The organism is Enterococcus sp. DIV0008, from assembly GCF_050542615.1.
GTDB lineage: Bacteria > Bacillota > Bacilli > Lactobacillales > Enterococcaceae > Enterococcus_D > Enterococcus_D innesii.
In genome coordinates, this window is record NZ_CP172937.1 from 3225555 (window position 1) to 3244000 (window position 18446).

An 18446-nucleotide genomic window follows, 5' to 3' on the forward strand; every position below is an offset into this window, starting at 1 on the left:
ATAAGTGGAAATCAAAAAAAGTGCGGTTGCCGGCTCTGTTGAATCCAGTGATATCTTGATCGCGATCGAGCCCACCACAACCCAAACCATCGAGCTGACCCTCGATAGCAGTGTCGAAAAACAATTCGGCAAACAAATTCGCGCCGTCATCCTTGAGACACTGAACCATCTAGGCGTGACCCAGGCCAAAATCACCGCCACCGATAAAGGCGCATTGGACTGTACCATCAAAGCCCGAACTCTGACAGCCGTTCATCGGGCAGCCGAACAAGAACAGTATGCTTGGAAGGAGATCGACACATGGAACGTTTAAGAAGAACGATGATGTTTGTACCAGGAGCTAACGCTGCCATGCTACGAGATGCACCATTGTATGGCGCCGATTCCGTCATGTTTGATTTAGAAGATGCGGTCTCCTTGAATGAAAAAGACTCCGCTCGGACACTGGTGCATTTTGCCTTAAAAACCTTTGACTATTCTGCCATCGAAACCGTCGTACGCATCAACGGCCTCGACACGGTGGGTGCCCTTGATATCGAAGCGATGGTCCTAGCGGGGGTCAACGTCATTCGTCTACCGAAAACCGAAACCGCCCAAGACATCATTGACGTTGCCGCTGTGATCACACAAGTAGAAGAAGAAAACGATTTGCCTGTAGGAACCACCAAAATGATGGCTGCCATCGAGTCGGCCGAAGGCGTTTTAAATGCCCGAGACATCGCCACAGCTTCCGAGCGTTTGATCGGGATCGCTTTAGGGGCAGAAGATTATGTCACCAATATGAAGACCCGTCGCTACCCAGATGGGCAAGAATTGTTGTTTGCCCGCAGTATGATCTTGCATGCAGCTAGAGCTGCGGGAATCGCCGCCATTGATACCGTCTTTTCTGATATCAATGACACAGATGGCTTTATCGCTGAAACGACTCGCATCAAACAGCTTGGTTTTGACGGAAAATCAGTGATCAATCCACGGCAGATTCCCCTAGTCAATGGGATCTATGCGCCTTCAAAAGCCGAGATCCAACAGGCCAAAGAAGTGATCTGGGCCATTCGCGAAGCCGAAAGCAAAGGCTCTGGTGTGATTTCCTTGAATGGCAAAATGGTCGATAAACCAATCGTTGAGCGAGCGGAACGCGTGATCGCCCTTGCCAAAGCAGCGAAATTGATTACCGAGGAGGAAGTGTAATTATGGTGTTAAACAAAGCAGGAAAAGACATCCCTGAATGCTATGCCACCCAATACGGGGTCTTTGAAAATGAAACAGCCAATATCCATGCCTACAAAGAAGCGAGTCGCAAGATCGAGCCAGTCCTGCCGGGCAAAAGCAAGGTCTTGGGCAGTATTCGTGAAGCCATTGAAAAAACAGGGTTAACGGACGGCATGACGATCTCCTTCCACCATCATTTTCGCGAAGGGGACTTTATCATGAATCTCGTTTTGGACGAGATCGCAAAAATGGGCATCAAGAATCTTGCGATTGCCCCTAGTTCCATCGCGAATGTCCATGAACCATTGATCGGACATATCAAATCTGGCGTCGTGACCAATATCACCTCCAGCGGACTGCGGGACAAAGTCGGTGCCGCAATCTCCGAAGGCATTATGGATGCCCCAGTCATTATCCGTTCTCATGGCGGTCGGGCTCGTGCGATTGCCGCCGGCGATATCCACATCGATGTCGCTTTCTTAGGGGCGCCTAGCTCAGATGCGTATGGCAATGCTAATGGTACCGTCGGAAAAGCAACTTGCGGCTCATTGGGCTATGCGATGGTCGATGCAAAATACGCCGACCAAGTCGTGATCATCACCGACACCCTGGTGCCGTTTCCAAATACCCCAATCAGCATTCCCCAAACGGATGTCGATTATGTCGTGGAAGTCGACGCCATCGGTGATCCTGCAGGGATCGCAAAAGGTGCGACCCGTTTTACCAAAAATCCAAAGGAATTACTGATTGCTGAGTATGCAGCCAAGGTCATCACCAGCTCGCCTTACTACCAACAAGGCTTCTCCTTCCAAACCGGAACTGGCGGTGCCGCATTAGCCGTTTCTCGTTTTTTACGCGAAGCGATGATCAAAGATGAGATCAAAGCCAGCTTTGCCCTCGGCGGCATTACCAATGCCATGGTGGAACTGTTAGAAGAAGGATTAGTGGAAAAACTGATCGATGTCCAAGACTTTGATCATCCTTCCGCGCAATCGCTAGGGAAAAACGCCAACCATTACGAGATCGATGCCAATATGTATGCCTCACCGTTAAGCAAAGGGGCGTTTATCAATCAATTGGATACCGCCATTCTTTCCGCACTGGAAGTAGACACGGATTTCAATATCAATGTCATCACCGGTTCTGACGGTGTGATCCGCGGTGCTTCTGGCGGACACTCAGATACTAGTATGGCGTGCAAAATGAGCTTAGTGATCGCTCCTCTTGTGCGGGGACGGATCCCAACGATCGTCGATACCGTCAACACGATCGTCACGCCAGGTGCCAGTATTGATGTCGTCGTTACGGAAATCGGGATCGCCATCAATCCTGCTCGCAAAGACTTGATCAGCCATTTTGAAGCATTGGATATTCCCCAATACACCATTGAAGAATTAAAAGAAAAAGCCTACAGCATTGTCGGTCAACCCGAACCAATCAAGTACGGGGAAAAAACCGTCGCTTTGATCGAATACCGCGACGGCACGATCATTGATGTGGTCAAAAATGTCTGATGCCCTATTTTCAGGAACCCCTGTGACGCTAATCGACATGCTGCAGGCACGAGAAAATAGAAGCTCCCTTCAACGGGAGCTTCTCGCTGCGGATGAAAAAGCGGCATTGCTTGTTGCCACCATGAATATTCCCGGTCCCGTGAAAAATTCTGTCCCATTGACCGCCGTTTTTGAAGAACTCATTACGGAAATCGAAGAGGCCGTCAAGGAACTGATTCCACTGGCAAACCTATACCGTAGTTTGGAAACTGGACCGGAATATTATCTCGTACTGCCCACAGATCCTTATGAACTAAAACGAATGATGGTTCAGATTGAGACCCATCATCCTTATGGTCGATTGGTGGATCTGGATGTCTTAGCCAAAAACCAAGACCAGCTTTTACCTATCAGCCGCACCGAAATCGGACTGCCAGCAAGAAGCTGCTACGTCTGTGAACAAGATGCCAAAGTTTGTGGCCGTGCTAGAACTCATAGCGTAGCAGATATGCAGCAGCAGATCCGTAAAATCATTCAGGAAAGAGTGAAAGAATGAAAAAAATCAAATTTACCGAAACCGTCTTGCGGGACGGCCAACAAAGTCTGATCGCCACGCGAATGCCTACCAGCGATATGCTGCCGATTTTAAAAACCATGGATCAAGCAGGCTATCATGCCCTTGAAATGTGGGGCGGCGCGACCTTCGATGCTTGTCTGCGTTTTTTAAATGAAGACCCATGGGAAAGATTGCGGGCGATCCGCAAAGAAGTGAAAAAGACCAAATTGCAAATGCTCTTACGGGGACAAAATCTCTTAGGTTACAAAAACTATGCCGATGACGTCGTTGCTGACTTTGTGACCAAATCGGTCGAAAACGGCATCGACATTCTTCGTTTGTTTGACGCCTTAAATGATGTTCGCAATTTAGAAACCGCCATCCGCGCCACAAAAGCAGCCGGTGGACACTGTCAAACGGCAATCTCTTATACTACTAGCCAAATCCATACCGTGGATTACTTCGTTGACCTTGCCAACAAAATGGCAAACCTCGGCGCCGATTCCATCTGTATCAAAGATATGGCCGGCGTTTTGACGCCGCAAACTGGCTACGAGCTGGTCAGCCGAATCAAAGATGCCGTCGATCTACCGCTAGAAGTCCATACCCATGCCACCAGCGGCATCGCTGAGATGACTTATTTAAAAGTTGCGGAAGCCGGTGCAGACATCATTGATACCGCCATCTCCTCCTTTGCTGGCGGCACCAGTCAGCCAGCAACCGAATCTGTGGCGATCGCCTTAGAAGATTGCGGCTTTGCTACGGGACTTGATTTGCAGAAAGTCGCTGAGATTGCTGAACATTTCAATCCCGTTCGTGATCGCTTCCGTGAAGAAGGTCTGCTGAATCCAAAAGTCAAAGATATTGAACCTAAAACCTTGATCTATCAAGTACCTGGTGGCATGTTGTCAAACCTACTCAGCCAATTGACGGAACAAGGATTGCAAGACAAGTATGAAGAAGTCCTAGCAGAAGTACCAAAAGTCAGAGCAGACTTGGGCTATCCGCCACTAGTGACCCCATTGTCGCAAATGGTCGGTACCCAAGCCTTGATGAATGTGATTTCAGGAGAACGTTACAAACTTGTCCCAAGTGAGATCAAAGATTACGTCAAAGGACTTTACGGTCAATCGCCAGCACCCATCAGCGACGAAATCAAAGAAACAATCATCGGAGATGCTGAAGTGATCACCGTCAGACCAGCTGATCTACTGGCACCACAACTGCCAGCCTTTCGGGAAGAAATCGCTGAGTATGCCAAAAGCGAAGAAGACGTGCTGATGTACGCCCTCTTCCCTCAACAAGCCCAAGACTTTTTAGGCCGACGAGAAGATCCCTTTTATGATGTCCCCGTACAGACCGTGTCTGTGAGGATTGCGGTGGATTAACAACGAAGCCAGAAACAGAGAAAACGACTGAAAGTGACCCTCACAAATTCGCTTGCTTGAGCAAATTTGTGAGGGTTGTTATCATTTCCAGGCTGTTTCTTCGTTTTTACTAATCAGCAGCGCGGAAATACATGCGCCATAGCCACTCCACCAATAAGCTTGCAATCGTCGTTTCTCGCTCACGTATTTTGGGCAGCTGAGAAGCCATGATTGTACTTCCGCTTCATCCATTCTATAATCAGCTAAAAGAAGGGGTTTAAAGGAGGAGTTATCCATGCAACGATACATCGCTTTATTAAGAGGCATCAATGTCGGTGGAAAGAACAAAATTTCTATGAAAGAATTGAAAGCCGGTTTTGAAGAATTGGGGTTTAGCAATGTGGTCACTTATTTGAATAGCGGCAATGTGATTTTTTCCAGTGAAAGTGATGATCCACAAGCCCTTGCCGAAATGATTAAAGCAATGATCAAACGGTACTTTTCCTTTGATATCGCTATTTATATCATTCGCCAATCAGAGCTGCAGGAACGCTTGACCCATATGCCCGCCTGGTCAGGAACGGAAGATAAAACCATCTATGACAACCTGATCTTTTTGATGCCTTCGCTGACCTACGAGGAGTTATCTGAAAAACTCGGGACTCCGAATGCCGAGCTTGAACAGGTATTTCCTTACAAAGACGTCGTCTTCTGGTCTTACCTCCGCAAAGACTATCAAAAAACCAATTGGTGGAAAAAAACAGCCAGTACCATCGTCGGCAAACAGATTACGATTCGAACCATCAATACCGTACGGAAGATTGCGGAGCTGTGAGGACATTCTAAAAAATATTCCTCTTTCAGCTTATAAGAAAAACCGCCAGAAGGAGTCCCTCTGACGGTTTTATTTGACTATCGAATCGTCTTTTTCGCTTGATGGATTTCAATAAAAAGAGCCAGCAGAAACGTGAAAGTTACGATCCAAATTGAATATTTTTTTAAAGCAAGACTGACAAAGGCTAGTAAACAAGCACCAATGACAAATGAGAGCACGACGATCGTATAGTTATGGGCATTGCGTTTTTGAAGCGACGTTTTATTCCGTGAGGTCAGATACAGATACCATTCATTTAGCATTTTCCGATAATTGCCTGAGGTCATCATGATCGTATAAGGATTTCCTTCGATTTGCGTTCCAGTAAACGTCAGCATCAGCAAGCCACTGCCAAAAGCAAGCAGACCAATTTTAAAAAGGTGCAAGTTTTGAGACAACAATGGAATGATCAAGCTCGATAAAATAACAGGTAGCATGGTGTAACTGCGCCAATAATGACTGAAATTGCTGCGCTTTAGAAGAATACCTAATAAAAATCCTACCGTAAACAAAACGATCGATACGATCTTAGGCAGCATTTGCTGCCAATTATATTGGGATAAATTCGAAGCCATCAAAATAATGTTCCCCGTCTGGGTAGCAACTAATCCATGAAAGTAATTGTGAGAATAAACATCTAATGCCCCGCCTGAAAAAGCCATTAAAATCGCAAACAGACGACTATTATTCGAGACAGAGACAACTTTATAAAATTTTTTTTGCATAGTAGATTCCTCAATCGCTTGATAATTTTGCTAATAACGTTCATTTTAGACACTTTTCTTCTATCAACACATTCAAAAATCATTGACCTTTGAATGAATTTTTTTCAATTGTAAGTATAACAGAATGAACATCTCCTCTTACTTTAATGCAAAGAAAATAAATAGCAAGTAAAGAAGCCCAACAAAGCAAACTTCGTTGAGCTTCCCATGCCCGAGACTCGAAAAGAAACCTTTCGCTATCTTTTCATCCAGAAACCAATAGTTCAAACGTACCTGCTTCTTATATGCTACTGGTTTTGCATGGCGGGCAGATCATTCTTATTTAGTTTATTTAGATAAGGAATCATCATTAAGACACCCGCAACAAACGCGATACCTTCTGTAATCGTCATTGACCAAATCAATCCATCCAATCCATAAAAATGATGCAGCACTAAAACGATCGGAATAAAGAATGTTCCTTGAATCGTGGACATCACTCCGGTCTGAGCACCTAGTCCAGATGCCTGAAAGATGCCCGTGAATAAACCAGAGAAACCATTAAAGATCGAAGAAACCAACTGTGCCCCTAAAATCGTTAAGCCAACTTGGATCACACGAGGATCACTTGTGAATAATCCCAGCACAGGCACTCGCAACCAATACACAATCAATGCAAAAAGGATGGAGATTCCCCCTATCCACAAAGATACTTCTTTCAGTGCTTCTTTCACTCGTTTCGTGTTATGGGCAGAGAAACTGTAGGCAAATAACGGTATGACGCCCAAAAATAGACCCATTGTTAAAAATTCCGGTAATTGCGTGATTCGAACAGCGATACCAAAGCTAGCCACAACATTGTCCCCATATTCAGCAGAAAAATTGTTCAATAGTAATGTGGTGACGATCATGAAAGCTGATTTAAACAGCTCGGATATCCCTATTTTATAAACTTCTAGCTGATCTTTGATTGAAAGTTTCATGCTCTTTAAAAAGCCCTTCAATGTCTCGCTTTTCGTTTCTAGGAACCAGACATAATACGTTGTTGAAGCGATATTCGCAATCACCAGTGATAGCCCTGCACCGATCACATGTAGGTTAAAGACGAGAATCAATAATGCATCAAGTAGGATACTCACTGCAACACTGACAAACATGCCATACATTGATTCTTTTGAGGCCCCTTCTGAACGCACCAACTGTTCCAAAGCAAAATTTAAAATGAACGATGCTCCACCAACAAACAAAATCAGTGAATATTGTTTTGTATACAAAAATGTCTGCCCATCTGCTCCTAGTAAATGAATAAACGGATCCATGAAAATTACTGCGACAATCCCTATGATCACACCGAGCAGGATGCTCGAGTAAAACGCATAGCCGGCAACTTTCTTGCCCTTTTGAGTGTCTCCATTGCCTAGTAGTCGTGTGATATAGCTTCCTCCACCAACACCCAGCATGTTCCCAACGGCCATCAACAGAATCGTAATGGGCATCGCCAAGGTAATCGCCGACATCATATTGGTATCATGGATCAATCCAATAAAATAGGCATTAATCAAATTATAGATCGTCGTGGTTGAAATACCAACCATCATCGGGATCGATAAATGGGCAATTGCCTTTCGCACCGGACTTTCGCTTAAGTAGTAAATATTGGATTCATTCATTGTGACTTCTTCCATGATGATTCCTCCTTCTATTAGATAGTTAACTGTTAGAATTCTAACTTTAAGGCAATAAGCAGTGATTGACTGCTTATTGCTCATAGACTTTGATCGATTTTTCTTAACAAACGAGTCAGTTCTTCGACTTCTGCTGCATTCAGTGCTTGGACCAGTTCTTTTTCTGCCGCATAAAAAGCTTCATTGGTTTGATCAATCAACGCTTTTCCTTTGGGCAAAACGTATATATTTTTTTGCCGCTCATTATTTTTTGGGATGCGGCGTTCGATATACCCTTTTTTTTCTAACCCTTGAAGCATACTTGTGATACTAGCATCACGACGTTGAAACACTTGGGCCAAATCCTTCTGAATCAATCCCTTGTCTTCATTTTGTGCGATATACGCAATCATTCTTCCTTGCTGCTGACTGATATCCAGGTCTTTTATACGCAGTTCCATCGATTCCCGTGACTTATTCATAATGGAACGCATCAAATTCGAAACGATCAGTTCCTCCAAAACGACTCCCCCTTCGCCAAATGTTAGATATCTAACTATTCGAAAAGAATATACACCGGTTAAAAAGGAAAGTCAATAAAAAGATTCGCTACCTAATAATTAGATACCTAATTATTTTTGACATTAGGGTTCCCCCTTGCTAGCCACCAGTGCCTTGTGTGAAAGTAAACCGCCCCGTACGTGTCAGCCCTACTTGCTTTGATAATGTGATAGGAATAGCCTTACACCCATCTCTTCTAGCCAGTTTGAACAATCGTTTAATCATTATTGTTGCCAACTAGTTGCTTGATAGCAGCCTTAAAAGCTGCCTCAGAATGGTTCATCTTTCTACGGTCATAACGCCCCTACTAAAAAGGGTTACGTATATAGTCAAAAAATAGGACGGAAGAGGTTCCAGCGTTCGAGCTTTTTTCATTGCAAAAATCTTCTCTCTATGGTTTAATGGTTTAAACTTTTAAACCATATAGGAGAGACAATTATGATAGATTATGCCAATCTGCAACAAGATTTTTCTGAATTAAGTGATTTTTTAATCGCGCTAGGTGACAAAAAAAGACAAGCTATCATCATTCGGTTGCTAGAAGCGGAAAATTGTGCTGGCTTACAGGTCACTTCCTTATTAGAGGCCACCAATTTATCTAGACCCGCCATTTCACATCATTTGAAAATCTTGAAAGAAGCCAAAATCGTGAATTTCAGACAAGAAGGAACAAAAAATTATTACTATCTCGATCACGAGCAAACAGAAATAAAGAAACTCCAATCTTTTTTGACGAAAGTCATTCACATTATGAACGAGAGGGACCAATCATGAAGAAAGTATTAGTTGTTGAAACAAACATTCAAAAATATGCTGGCACGAACGAAGCTACCGGACTTTGGTTAGGAGAAAGTGCCGAGTTTCTAGATGAAGTCTACCAACAAGGGATTGACGTTGATTTCGTAAGTCCATTGGGAGGCTTTGTTCCTCTAGATCCAAGAAGCATGAAATATATAGATCAAGCCATTATGAACATTTATCTGGAAGAAAATTTCATTCAGAGCGGCTTGATTCACACGAAAAAACCCTCAGAGATAAATCCGAACGATTACCATGCGATTTATTTTACCGGAGGGCATGGTGTCATGTGGGATTTTCCTGATAATAAAGAGCTGCAAGAACTCGCTTTAGCCATTTATGAAAATAATGGGTATATTTTATCTGTTTGCCACGGAATCGCTGGTTTACTAAATATAAAAGATAGAGAAGGAAGCTTTTTGATTTCTGGGAAAAAAATCACCGGATTTACGAAAACAGAAGAATTTCTCGCCGGGAAAATGAACAAAGTTCCTTTCTTTAATCAAACCGCCGCAGAAGAACGAAACGCTCAATTCAAAAAAAGACGCTTTTATAAAGCATTTGCCCTAAAAGATGGACGGATTATCACTGGCCAAAATCCTTTTTCTGTACGTGCTGTAGCAAAACTATATCTTGAGGAGGTACAGTCATGCAAACAATTTTAGGAAGCAATGGACAAATCGGCTATGAACTAGCAAAAGAACTATACAAAAATTACACAAATGAGCTTCGACTAGTTAGCCGGAAGCCTCAAAGAATCAATCCTACAGACCAGCTCGTTTCCGCAGACTTGATGGACTTTTCGCAAACGAAGAAAGCGATTGAACATAGTGAGATTGTTTACTTCACTGTTGGGTTACCGATGGACGCTGAGCTGTGGGAAACCAATTTTATGAAAATCACAGAAAATGTCATCCGCGCTTGCCAAGAAGCACAGAGCAAACTGGTTTTTTTTGATAATACTTATATGTATCCAAAGGATCGTACACCCCAAAAGGAAGACACGCCATTTTCTCCAGCAGGCAGGAAGTCCCTCGTACGCTCTAAAATGGCTCAATTGGTTTTATCCGAGATGGAAAGTGGCCGTTTAGATGCGGTGATTTGTCGAGCCCCAGAGTTTTACGGACCAGGCAAGACCCAGAGCATTACTAATACACTCGTCTTAAACAATATAGTCCACAATGCTCCCGTCAAAATACCTGTCAATAAGGACACTTTACGCACACTTATATGGACACCTGATGCTAGCCGAGCCATGGCCCTTATCGGAAATACGCCTAGTGCCTATGGCCAGACTTGGCATTTGCCCTGTGATACACCTCATAGTTTCCAAGACATGATCGATCTCGCCGAAAAAATTGAAGGCAAACCATTGAAATACCGCGTCATTCCTTTGTGGCAATTTAAACTTGCTACGCTATTCAGTAAAAACGCGCGCGAACTAAGTGAGTTATTACCTAGATACACGATGGATAATCTTTTTGTCTCTGATAAATTCAAAAAGGCATTTCCTCATTTTAAGATCACAACGTTTGAAGAAGGCATTAGGCAGGTACTTGTTGAGAATAGGGCAGGATGACTGATGAGAAGCTACCCAGCTTTTAGTAAATCAAATTCAAAGGATATTCGCGTTAGTAGAAAGTTGAATTAGATATACTTATTTTACCGTTAGCAAAACCGTTCATTACACCGTCACTATTATTAATAAAAAGGATATTCATCCACCCAAACACAATTAGCACAGGAATATAGAAAACCAATTAGGCGTAGGCCTAATTGGCTTTAATAAGACATTCTGTTTCCTTTTTCTTTGCTCGGGCTAATAGAAAAAAACCAAGCACTAAGAAGTAATTTTGAGGCAGCTAGACAACAATATAACTGAAGGGGAGAACGAAAGAAAAAATTCTTATTCGCAACATTCGATTACGAAAAAGATACATATGAACATCTATTATTAGCCATCCTTTTTTCTAGCTCACATTTTAGTTAACCTTTTTATCTATCCTAACTGCTATAAAAACTCTCTCACACGTTCTTTAACATGCTGCTATTGTTCCAACTTCTTTATTGCTAAAGCTAAGCAGCCGATCAATCCTGCATCGTCAGCAAGCATTGGAGTTAGTAGGTATTCTTCGAGAGTAGGGGTATCCACATAGGAACCCATTTTTTCTTTAAACGCTTGGCGAATCAACTCGAGTAGTTGCGGCTGTTTCATTACACCCCCACCTAAAATTATTACTTCCGGTGCATATAGTAACGTTGTGTTATACACACACTGAGCAAGATAATCTGCCTCAATCGTCCAATAAGGATGATCAAATGAAATGGTCTGGGCTTTTCTTCCAAAGCGCTTTTCAATCGCGGGTCCTGAGGCTAACCCTTCCAAACAATCATGATGAAAAGGACAGATTCCTTCAAATTGATCTTCATTATGACGTTGTAAGAGCATATGTCCCATTTCAGGATGACTGAAACCTGCGACTATTTTCCCACCCACTACAGCACCACCACCAACACCAGTACCAACGGTGTAATACAGAACACTATTTTTACCTTTTCCATAACCTGCCATATATTCTCCATAACAAGCAGCATTTACATCGGTAGTCCAATAGATGGGAACCGACAAGGCGTTTTCCAAAGCTCCGACAAAATGATAATTTTGCCAAGCTAACTTCGGTGTGTTGGTGATATATCCGTAAGTTCTTGATTCGATTTGAATATCAATAGGCCCAAATGCTCCTACACCAATTGATGCGATATTTCCTTTGTACTTATCAAAGAAATCAAACACTTGCTTCATCGTTTCTTCTGGTGTTGTGGTAGGAAAACTTTTCCGTTCTATCACTTGTAATTGTTCATTACCAATCCCACAGACAAACTTTGTTCCACCGGCTTCTATTCCACCATATAACATTTTATCTACACCTTTCATTCACTCATTTTCAAAAAAAGAAACGTATTTGCACTAAGCAAAATCGTTTCTCACTAAAGGTTTCGTTGTGCCACCTTCGCCAAATTCAATCGGCAATACGGTACGTTTTTCTACTGTCTCTCCATTAATGACAGCAATTAATTTTGCCACTGCCACTTCCGCCATTTGCTTTGTAGGTTGGGCAATCGTTGATACGAGATAAGGGTCTCCTTCTGTCATCTTTTGACCATCAAATCCGATAACTTGTACATCCTCTGGTACGTTTTTCCCTATTTTTTCAAGCATACCAATGACAGCTAATGCCATCGGATCGTTGATCGTAAAAATCCCATCGATATCGGGATTCTCTAACAAAAAATTTGTTACACGTTCTGAGAGATGGTCTAAAGGTTCTAACATATCTAACGCTTTATAGGAAATCCCCAGTTGACGGCACTCGATCTCAAAATATTTTCGACGACTCTTCGTTTCATTCGGTGTTTCTTGGTACCCACCGATATATGCTACATTCTGACATCCTCGGCGATAAAGTTCATTTGCAGCCAAACGTCCACCGGCCGCATTGTCAGCGGTCACATAAATCACCTCTTCAGTGAAATAACGGTCGATACTAACAAAAGGCAGATTACTCGAAATGTATTCATCGATATCTGAATAAGTAATTCCAATGATGCCGTCTACTTTATTTTGGCTGACCATCTGGATATATTCTTGTTCTTTTTCACTATTACCACTGGAGTTACACAAATAAAGCTTGTAGTTTTGTCTTTCTAATGCTGTTTCTACATGGTAGGCAAATTCGCCGAAAAATGGATGCCATACAGTGGGTAGAATCAAAGCAACCGTGTTCGTATGCTTCATCTTTAACCCCCGGGCATAAAAATCTGGTTGATAGTTTAACTCTGTCATTGCTGCTTCAACTTTTTCTCTAGTAGAAGCTTTAACAGAACCGTTATTCAATACCCGGGAAACAGTTCCTACTCCGACACCTGCTAATTTTGCGACATCTTTCATTGTTGCTTTCATAGTTGATCCCTCACATTTCTGCACAAGTTTAGTATAATGAATTTTGTCATAAATTACTAATTTTTTCAAAATACTAATAGCAAAGCCATGGGAAATCTAGCTATCTGTTCTTTTCTAAAAACATTATCCTTCAAAACCTATTAAATAATTGATACATCGCCTAAGCAATCAAACATTTATTTCACACTCGCTGTTTCAAAAGCTTGAATACGACTTTCTCCAATCGAATGAAACAAGATATCTCGAGCTTTTTCCAGCTCATAGAAAGTAGCCGTCATAACTTCTAACCCATTAATAAAGACTTCAACTGATGAGGTATCTCTAAAAATCTCAAGAACGAGCTGATTATCAATCAAAGGTACTTCAACTTTTCGGACATTCAGAGGGTCTTCTTCCGCCCCTGTAAGCTCTCTTCCTAGTTTCTGACGATCCAATTCAAAAACCTGTTTAGCAGTGTCATAAGTTAGTTTGAGACAATCCGTCTTAGACCGCAGTAATTCAATTGTAAAAACTTCTGCTTTCTCCAAATCTGCGACTAGATGTAAATATGAAGAATCCGACAGTGCGTTTCGAAATACGACTGATGTGTCAGTCACTGCGATATTTTCACTGCCTTGTTGATAAACTAAATGACTATATACAGTTGAGATGGGTTTTTGTACCAATCGATTTTTTTTCACTCTTAACTCTCGGGGCAAACTCATAGAGCCTGCCCAAAGATGGCCTAACTCATGTGTAGGCAATGTACGATCCCACATCTGCATCCAAGCAATCATCACCCGTCCACCATTAGGATCTGTTGTTGTTTGTGGTGCATAAAAATCCATTCCAAAATCCATTTCATGGAAATTATCAACTATCATCTGACCTGTTTCCCAGTCTACCTCACCAATACAAGCCATGGTAGAACTGATATTATGATATTCCAGTCCGTTCTTCTTGATTTGTATCGGTGACATGATTAAGACATCTCGTCCGTCTAAATGGAATAAATCAGGACATTCCCACATTATTCCTTGCTCTAAAGTCCCTTCTAGCAACACAGAGTAAAAGTGCCAAGTATACAAATCTGACGATTGAAACATCACTATTCTACCAGTAGACTGTGTAGATTTAGTAGCTACTACCATATAGTAAGCATCGTTGTGAACAATTACTTTAGGATCACGAAATTCTTGTATCAGCCCATTTTCACCTAGCTGTTTTTCTGCTACCACAGGATTACCACTGTATTTGCTAAAATGAATACCATCTTCAGAGACCGCCAAACATTGATGCTGATGGCTAATACCATCAATTTCTTGACAGCCTGTATAAAATAAATATAGTTTTCCGTCTCTTTCAATTGCACTTCCTGAGAAACACCCGCCGCTGTCATAAGGTTGATCTGGGGCTAACGCTACTGGTAGATCTTCCCAATGGACCAAATCACTACTGCGCGCATGCCCCCAATGCATGGGCCCCCATCGACTATCGTAAGGATAGTATTGATAGAAGAGATGGTAATGCCCTTTGTAATATATAAACCCATTGGGGTCATTTATCCACCCGATGGGTGCAGAAAAATGATAGTTTTGTCGATACTGAGGGTTAACTTTTCCTCGCATCATTTCAATAAATCGATTTGCTTTATCCAAAATCGCCGTTTCTTCTACTAACACTTATTGTGCTCCCTTCAAAAAATTATCATAGCCAGTTTGTTTTATTTGAATCCATTCTTCCAAACCTACACGTTCCAATTCAGCAAGGTATTCTTCCCATTCTTCATCGATTTTACCGCCGGTGATCCACTCTGCTCTTTTGCGATAGATGTAATCCCACATATCTGTTTCAATTTTTGCTAATCGATCTGTTTCTTCTTTTTCTAAAAAGACACGTGGATAGATATTGTCTTCTGTAATATATGGCAAATACGTGTCATGCATCAAATCTAAACGCCACTTCGCATCATCTGGCATAGTAGTGACTGTGCCGTAATAAGAATCAAGAACTGCTAATGGTCCTCCAGCTTCGGTTTTTTGTCTTAGTTCCCCCGGTGCTGTCCCCTCTAAAGGCAAATGTTTTAACATACCATCCTTTAATTCAAAAATATTCGCCTGTGCTTCATCACCGTAGGTTCCCCAGTTATTTTGGACAGACTGTAACGGTTCATACATTTTATCTATCCACCTAGCTGTAAGTTCCAAGTTTTTATTCGCACTAGTAATTACGAAACGATCTCTTGAGAAACCCATGCCATTCGTACGAGTAACGTGTTTCGTTCCATCTGGTCCCGCTAAGACTGGCAAGACGTCATAACTATCATCTGCACCCGTGATATTTGCTTTATCCCAAGTAAAGTACACGCCATACTTATGTTCTTTCCCTTTGGCAACATACGAATTCCAATCTTGTTCGAAAGCCTCTTTATCAATAAGACCTTTATTATTCATTTCATTGAAATATTTGATGGCTTCTTTATACCCTTCTTTGTTAGCAGTAAATTGTACCTGGCCATCGTTATCAACGACTAAGTGGTCATCATTATCACCTAGACCGAATGCCCCCATTAAAAATTTTAAGTCTTCGTTTCCTCCATTGTTAATAAAGCTAAAAGGAATTTCATCTGCTTCACCATTACCATTTGGATCTTGCGTCTTGAAAGCCTCCAACACAGTCATCAACTGATCAGTGGTTTGCGGCATTTCAAGACCCAAATTATCCAACCACTCCTTGTTGATCCAAGCCATCCCATTTACTGTATGAATCGACTCTTTTCCTTCGCCTAATTCTTCAATCCAAGGCATAGAGTAAATGTGACCATCAGGTGCAGTAGACATTTGTCGGTATTCGGGGTTTTCATCAAAAATTTTCTTCAGATTTGGCATATAATCTTCGATCAAATCTTCAATCGGTACAATAACGCCACTTTCCGCCCAGTTTAATAAATCATAGTCACCTGCAGCGGCGTTGAAGATGGCATCTGGTAAATCACCACTAGCGATATCCAAATTTCTTTTTTCGGCAAAATCACTACTGTAGTTTGTCCAATCAATATGGAGATTGGTCTCTTCTTCTAATCGTTGGAAAATCAATTTGTCATTAGGATCATTGGGAGCCAAAGGGGCACTTTGAGACATCATTTTTAAAGATACTTTTTCTTTCAATGGAAAAGAGACATTTTCTAGTTCATAATCAGGGCTTGATTTACTCTTTTCTTTTGAGCCTCCACAAGCCCCCAAAATTAGTACGGAAGTAAAAACGATTGGCAGCATCCATTTTGCTTTCATCTTAAAATCTCCTTTATAATTTTTATTCATACAAATAGTGAATAATTCTTACCCTTTAACAGAACCAACTAAAACACCTTTATCAAAATATTTTTGGAAGAAAGGATACATTATGATTAATGGCAGACTAGAAATGACGATCGTTGCGTATTTGATCAACTCAGCAATTTGTTTCATTTCTGCCATGGCAGTATTGGCTCCCACCATGTCTTGTGAGGGTTGGTTTTGGATCAAAATATTTCTTAATACGAGTTGCAACGGCTGTAAGTCGGGATCTTTGATGTAAATCATGGCATCAAAATATGAGTTCCATTGCCCAACAAAGGCATATAAAAACAATACGAACATAATTGGTTTAGCTAATGGAAGCATGACTTTGAACAGTATTTGCAAGTCATTGGCGCCATCGATAGTAGCAGCTTCAGAAAGTTCTTTTGGCAAAGCACTAAAATAGGTACGGGCTAAGATAATATTCCACACATTTATAGCACCTGGTACGATAATCGCCCATACACTATCTAACATGCCCAAGTTCTTTACCAATAAATAGGTAGGTATCAAGCCGCCACCAACGAACATTGTAATGACAAAAAAAGTCATAATAATCTTTTTGCCAGCAAAATTAGGTCGAGACAAAGGATACGCAGTGATCATCGTAATAAATACAGTCAATAAGCTGAAGCTAAAAGAGTAAAACAACGAATTTATAAAACCGCGTAAAATGGAGTCATCTGCAAGTACCCGCTGATATCCTTGTATTGTCCAATCTTTCGGATTGAAGCTTATACCTTTATTGATCAAAGTAGCTGGGTCCATAAAAGAAGCTACCAGTACATAAATCAGCGGAACAATGGTGATGACGACTAAAAAAGTTACAATCACTCGATTCAACCATAAGATTTGACGGTCGATTTTTGATAAAGCACTATTCATAATTTTCTCCTTTCATTACAAGCCTTGACCATCGTTTAGCCGCTTGGTTATATTGTTGACAATCAGTAATAAAACGACATTAATAATCATATTGAACAGACCAACAGCAGCAGAGTAGGCATAATCACCTGATTGCAAGCCGACTTTGTATACATAAGTGGAAATGATTTCTGATGCAGGGATGTTCATTGAAGTTTGCATCAAGTAGGCTTTTTCATATCCTACATTCATAATACCGCCGGCGGCCAAGATGAAGCTGATCACCATCACAGGCCTCAATGCAGGCAAATCGATATGCCAAATCTTTTGTAAAATATTTGCCCCATCGATATTTGCTGCCTCATATAAATCGGTACTGACTCCCGCCAGCGTCGCGGTGTAAAGAATGGATGACCAGCCGATTCCTTGCCAAATTCCCGATAAAATATAAATCGTTCTGAAATAAGCTGGATTAGACATGAACATAATTGGTTGCCCCGTAACCTTTTCTACTAACCCGTTAATAGGTCCATTTGCGGATAGGAACAAAAACAGCATCCCCACGATAATAACTACTGAGATAAAATTCGGCGCATATAGAATCAACTGGATTTTCTGTTTTATTTTTTTATTGATAATTTGATTCAAGCTCAGTGCTAAAATAATTGGTGGAAAAAAACCTAACAATAAACCATAAATGCTAATTTTTAATGTGTTGCTCAGCAAAAGCGTAAAATTTGGTGAACTAATAAATTCCCTAAAGTGATCAAGTCCTACCCAAGGACTTTCCAAAATTCCTAGCATAGGATTATAGTCTTTAAATGCAATCACAGCACCGTACATTGGCACATACTTAAAGATAAACGTCATGATGATACCTGGTAAGAGCAACAAGTACATCCACTTATCACGCCGCAACTGTTTCTTTAATTTTTCCCACTTCGAGATATTTTTTTTATCCCGTTGTACCGCCCTTATCTCACCACCTGGTCCCAATGTCTTTTCCAATTCAATCTCCTCCCAATACATTTTAGAAACGTTTCCATTTTCGTTTAAAAAAATAAAAATTTAACGAAGA

At 41.5% G+C, this 18446-nt stretch carries 18 protein-coding genes; 9 read left to right on the forward strand and 9 right to left on the reverse strand.

All coding sequences use genetic code 11. The features are described 5' to 3' along the window. Positions 1-4: 4 nt before the first annotated feature. From citD to IGI84_RS15260, 6 genes are all read left to right on the forward strand, one after another. A complete protein-coding gene (gene citD / locus IGI84_RS15235) occupies positions 5-313 on the forward strand; it encodes a citrate lyase acyl carrier protein (protein ID WP_005230465.1) in 309 nt (102 codons plus the stop codon). Continuing rightward, positions 301-1188, forward strand: coding sequence for a citrate (pro-3S)-lyase subunit beta (citE, locus tag IGI84_RS15240; protein ID WP_144771995.1), 888 nt, complete (start codon positions 301-303; stop codon positions 1186-1188). The genes citD and citE overlap by 13 nt, the downstream gene beginning before the upstream one ends. Before the next feature lie 2 nt (positions 1189-1190). Continuing rightward, positions 1191-2723, forward strand: a complete 1533-nt coding sequence (gene citF, locus IGI84_RS15245; RefSeq protein ID WP_016613723.1) for a citrate lyase subunit alpha — start codon at positions 1191-1193, stop codon at positions 2721-2723. After that, complete coding sequence (gene citX / locus IGI84_RS15250) at positions 2716-3258, forward strand: citrate lyase holo-[acyl-carrier protein] synthase (RefSeq protein ID WP_430600521.1); 543 nt, start codon at positions 2716-2718, stop codon at positions 3256-3258. The genes citF and citX overlap by 8 nt, the downstream gene beginning before the upstream one ends. Further along, positions 3255-4646, forward strand: coding sequence for an oxaloacetate decarboxylase subunit alpha (locus IGI84_RS15255; protein WP_430600522.1), 1392 nt, complete (start codon positions 3255-3257; stop codon positions 4644-4646). Before citX ends, IGI84_RS15255 begins: the two co-directional genes overlap by 4 nt. Before the next feature lie 274 nt (positions 4647-4920). Then, positions 4921-5460 carry a DUF1697 domain-containing protein gene (locus tag IGI84_RS15260; RefSeq protein ID WP_430600524.1) on the forward strand — a complete coding sequence of 180 codons (540 nt, stop codon included), beginning with the start codon at positions 4921-4923 and terminating at the stop codon, positions 5458-5460. Between the two features lie 77 nt (positions 5461-5537). Here the strand turns inward: IGI84_RS15260 and IGI84_RS15265 are convergent, their stop codons facing one another. The 3 genes from IGI84_RS15265 to IGI84_RS15275 all read right to left on the reverse strand — a co-directional run bounded on the left by IGI84_RS15265 (position 5538) and on the right by IGI84_RS15275 (position 8349). Then, the gene (locus IGI84_RS15265; protein ID WP_200127237.1) at positions 5538-6224 is read right to left on the reverse strand and encodes a YoaK family protein; all 687 of its coding nucleotides are present in this window, start codon (positions 6222-6224) and stop codon (positions 5538-5540) included. Between the two features lie 287 nt (positions 6225-6511). After that, positions 6512-7888, reverse strand: coding sequence for an MATE family efflux transporter (locus IGI84_RS15270; RefSeq protein ID WP_430600525.1), 1377 nt, complete (start codon positions 7886-7888; stop codon positions 6512-6514). A gap of 80 nt (positions 7889-7968) precedes the next feature. After that, positions 7969-8349 (reverse strand): MarR family winged helix-turn-helix transcriptional regulator, encoded by a 381-nt coding sequence (locus tag IGI84_RS15275; protein ID WP_416232390.1) that lies wholly within the window; start codon positions 8347-8349, stop codon positions 7969-7971. Positions 8350-8866: 517 nt separating this feature from the next. On the opposite strand from IGI84_RS15275, the gene IGI84_RS15280 reads away from it, so the two are divergent. Genes IGI84_RS15280 through IGI84_RS15290 form a run of 3 tightly spaced genes read left to right on the forward strand, consistent with a single transcriptional unit; the run spans position 8867 to position 10805 of the window. Further along, complete coding sequence (locus IGI84_RS15280) at positions 8867-9202, forward strand: ArsR/SmtB family transcription factor (protein WP_077454166.1); 336 nt, start codon at positions 8867-8869, stop codon at positions 9200-9202. After that, complete coding sequence (locus IGI84_RS15285; protein ID WP_420699025.1) at positions 9199-9891, forward strand: type 1 glutamine amidotransferase domain-containing protein; 693 nt, start codon at positions 9199-9201, stop codon at positions 9889-9891. Before IGI84_RS15280 ends, IGI84_RS15285 begins: the two co-directional genes overlap by 4 nt. Beyond that, positions 9876-10805, forward strand: a complete 930-nt coding sequence (locus tag IGI84_RS15290; protein WP_216691516.1) for an NAD-dependent epimerase/dehydratase family protein — start codon at positions 9876-9878, stop codon at positions 10803-10805. Before IGI84_RS15285 ends, IGI84_RS15290 begins: the two co-directional genes overlap by 16 nt. A gap of 468 nt (positions 10806-11273) precedes the next feature. Here IGI84_RS15290 and IGI84_RS15295 read toward each other — a convergent pair whose 3' ends face one another. From IGI84_RS15295 to IGI84_RS15320, 6 genes are all read right to left on the reverse strand, one after another. Beyond that, positions 11274-12143, reverse strand: a complete 870-nt coding sequence (locus IGI84_RS15295) for an ROK family protein (protein WP_042890387.1) — start codon at positions 12141-12143, stop codon at positions 11274-11276. Positions 12144-12194: 51 nt separating this feature from the next. Beyond that, on the reverse strand, positions 12195-13187 hold the full coding sequence (locus tag IGI84_RS15300) for a LacI family DNA-binding transcriptional regulator (RefSeq protein ID WP_002323463.1): 993 nt from the start codon (positions 13185-13187) through the stop codon (positions 12195-12197). Between the two features lie 176 nt (positions 13188-13363). Next, positions 13364-14848 carry a glycoside hydrolase family 32 protein gene (locus tag IGI84_RS15305; protein WP_411415905.1) on the reverse strand — a complete coding sequence of 495 codons (1485 nt, stop codon included), beginning with the start codon at positions 14846-14848 and terminating at the stop codon, positions 13364-13366. Next, positions 14849-16456 (reverse strand): ABC transporter substrate-binding protein, encoded by a 1608-nt coding sequence (locus IGI84_RS15310; protein ID WP_411415906.1) that lies wholly within the window; start codon positions 16454-16456, stop codon positions 14849-14851. A gap of 48 nt (positions 16457-16504) precedes the next feature. Beyond that, positions 16505-17389 (reverse strand): carbohydrate ABC transporter permease, encoded by an 885-nt coding sequence (locus IGI84_RS15315; RefSeq protein ID WP_411415907.1) that lies wholly within the window; start codon positions 17387-17389, stop codon positions 16505-16507. Between the two features lie 15 nt (positions 17390-17404). After that, on the reverse strand, positions 17405-18397 hold the full coding sequence (locus IGI84_RS15320) for an ABC transporter permease (RefSeq protein ID WP_005233042.1): 993 nt from the start codon (positions 18395-18397) through the stop codon (positions 17405-17407). Positions 18398-18446: the final 49 nt, after the last annotated feature.